Below are 2,727 nucleotides of genomic sequence, written 5' to 3'. Positions count from 1 at the left end.
GGGGGGGAATAACCCCGCCTGTCTTCGTCAGGTTTCGAACCTCCCGCTCGCCAGTGGGTTGTCGAATGCTTTCTGTCGAGTGGTTTGTTCAACAAGCCAACGAAGAGGGCTTCGTAATGACTGATACTGGTAAAGAGAAATGTGCCCATACATCCCTTCGCAATGAAGTGGATCAGCTTCACCTCACAGCCAACCACCTCAAAAATCTAGTTTTTTCTATGAGTGTGGTCCTGAGTGAACGCATGGAGCACACACAGGAATATGAAGCGTTGCTGACGCTGTTTGATACTGTGCGCAATCACATTGAAGATGTGCAGGGAAGTAGCGAGAAGATTTCGGAGCTTCTCGAACCTTGCGCGCTGGAAGTCTCCAAAGACTAAAAATACGGAATGAAGAGGGGCATTGCCTCTCACGGAATATTCTGGCTTGGGAAACGCGATGCTTCTCAGGCCTTTTTTGATTGGTGGTTAGAACGCTGATGTGTGCGATGTGTGAACTTTAATTGAGTGGCATGCTTGGCTTATAACCTACAGTAATGCGTTGCTCATTAAAACGCTCGATACGTATCTGAAGCCAGTTTCTTTCATCAGATAAAACCCAATCGGTGATTACTGGATCTATCCGTTTGATTTTATCGAGATAAGGTAGTGGTTCCCCTGTTTGTAGATTGGTGGCATGAACTTTGAGCTCTGGAGTTAATGCGTTTATTTTTTCAGCAACCTGTTGAAGGGTATCCCGTTTTTGTGCGTCTTTTGTAGGGAAGCTAGCTGCAAACATTAGCGTGCCATATAAGCATTCATCATCGTGCCCCGCGATTTTGACATTTCGACCTAGTTCGTCGAGCTGCTTGTCTAAATGCTGCGATCTTGAGAACATACGTAACCGATGTCGAAATCCAGAGAAGGTCGTGTTCAATAACAGGGAGGTCGGATACAGGTCTTGAAGATTAATTGTATCGGACACTTTCGCAAGTTCGGATGCTACCGGCTTCTCGCCAAACATGATGGTGGGGTCGATAGTTTCAAACTCAGCAGGTGTGTTGCGTAAGGTTGCACCTGCCGTTTGGAAATCCTTATCCATCACTCGTTCAACAAAGTGCGCTCCGCCCAGAAGATCATCCATAGCGCTAACAGCACGTTTTGCTGTCTCCACTGTGCTATCCAAGGAAAAATCAAAGAAGGTTGTGGTGCCACTTAGGTCTAACCAGCATTCTTTGCGAATTTCGGCGAGGGTTGGCATGGGTGGCCTCTCACCATTGATTGTTATTCCTGCAATCGAACATAATTGGCCCAATGACATCCCACCGTGAAGTTGTGGCCCCAATTGGAGTCCAAGGATTTCCTTCCCATTACTAATTGCATCTCCACCGGGTTCATTGCTGATGTCTACCGATAAGTAACCGCCCCGATACCTGCAATATATGCCGTAGCCATCTTGCGTCGTGCCTTCAAATTGAGAGGGTGCCCAACCGCCGCCATCCAAGCTTATGCAGTCTAAGTTCAGAGGCATTACTTTCGGTGGAGTGTGGAATTGGTGTGGTTGGAAATTAGGCATCGTTTACCTGTTAGATTACATCGTTTGCGCGAGTAGAGCTGAAGCTGCAATAGTTGTCACTTCAGCTTGTATCAAAGAGCCCTGCGGTCAAACTGGTACGCCAGTTCTCCTCGTATAATTAGCAGTTCACTAAATCAGTCTTTTCTTTCTATACCCGTCAAATTTCCTGAGGAGCATAAGTTAATCTGAGTTGGAGGATAACTGAGTATCTGGAGGCTGTGACGAGTGGTTACAAAGTTCTGACGGCTTGGTTTGCGTCAAACCTCCTAGAATGCCTAGCGTCTGACGGCTAGTGACGGCATTCACAGCTTTTCCAGTATTAAGTTGAAAGGGTATTTGGAGGGGGTAGGAGGGGCGAAATCCTGCTTACCAAAACGCCCATTTGCTTACCATATGCTGACAAAAGCCAGAAAAGCAAAAAGCCTCCCGAAGGAGGCTTTGAAATTCCCTTGATAAATCAAGGAGAAGAGTGGTGCCGGCAGCAGGGATCGAACCCGCGACCCCCTGATTACAAGTAAATACGCGGCCCTATATTTTTCAATAGGTTAGATGATATTGGCGTGCGACTTTCTTATAAAATCAGGGGGTTGTCTTACAGTTTGAGAACGTGTTTTACATCAGTGCTTTATCCTGAGTTGTGAGTAAGATTATTGCACAACTGAGTTAAAATAATCAGGTAACTGGCCATAGCAGATGAGTGCTGCTTTTCATTCAATCCAGCCTGAAATGCGAGCTCAGCTAGTTTACTGAAGCCATCAATAAGGGTGAGAGTTTCTTCTGCGTCGAGGTTATTCATTGTTTCTTGATCTGGCATAGTATTTCCTCATGCAACTTGGGCGCATGGAATATAATAATTTTATATTATCGCAGATATATTTAGTAATGACTTTAGGGTAATTGCAACTATGTTTTCTTGCTTCAAATTGTTGCGTTGACTAAGTTAAAAAGATGCTCTTTTTACAAGGAAATAGCTTTAATTTTCTTATGCAGCTCTGAGTGGAAATCAATGATCTGCTTGGTTGATGGGCTTAGGTGCTTGTGAATACTGGTGATATTCAGCCTGCATAAAAGAAAGCGAAGGCTATAGACCGCCCTTCGCTTCAATCCATTCCTTCAGCTTTGCCATTGCATTGTCTGCTTGCTCGTCTGTGGTTGCCAGGTAGTGCTTCAGGA

At 45.3% G+C, this 2,727-nt stretch carries 3 protein-coding genes; 1 reads left to right on the top strand and 2 read right to left on the bottom strand.

Features of this window, described 5'->3' with window-relative positions:
- On the top strand, positions 1-380 hold a 380-nt coding region (locus PPL9_RS20875; RefSeq protein ID WP_208989518.1), incomplete at its 5' end, for a hypothetical protein.
- A 118-nt stretch (positions 381-498) separates the two neighbouring features.
- Here PPL9_RS20875 and PPL9_RS20870 read toward each other — a convergent pair.
- A complete protein-coding gene (locus PPL9_RS20870) occupies positions 499-1,554 on the bottom strand; it encodes a hypothetical protein (protein WP_057464497.1) in 1,056 nt (351 codons plus the stop codon).
- 625 nt (positions 1,555-2,179) lie between these two features.
- Positions 2,180-2,368 (bottom strand): hypothetical protein, encoded by a 189-nt coding sequence (locus PPL9_RS20865; protein WP_057464496.1) that lies wholly within the window; start codon positions 2,366-2,368, stop codon positions 2,180-2,182.
- Positions 2,369-2,727: the final 359 nt, after the last annotated feature.

The organism is Pseudovibrio sp. POLY-S9 (assembly GCF_001431305.1).
GTDB lineage: Bacteria > Pseudomonadota > Alphaproteobacteria > Rhizobiales > Stappiaceae > Pseudovibrio.
The sequence above is the reverse complement of the archived record's forward strand: the minus strand, read 5'-3'. Positions and strand labels throughout refer to the sequence as shown.

Excerpts from the sequence above, each read along its gene's own strand:
- PPL9_RS20870 (WP_057464497.1), bottom strand. The coding sequence starts at position 1,554 with ATGCCTAATTTCCAACCACACCAATTCCACACTCCACCGAAAGTAATG.
- PPL9_RS20865 (WP_057464496.1), bottom strand. The coding sequence starts at position 2,368 with ATGCCAGATCAAGAAACAATGAATAACCTCGACGCAGAAGAAACTCTC.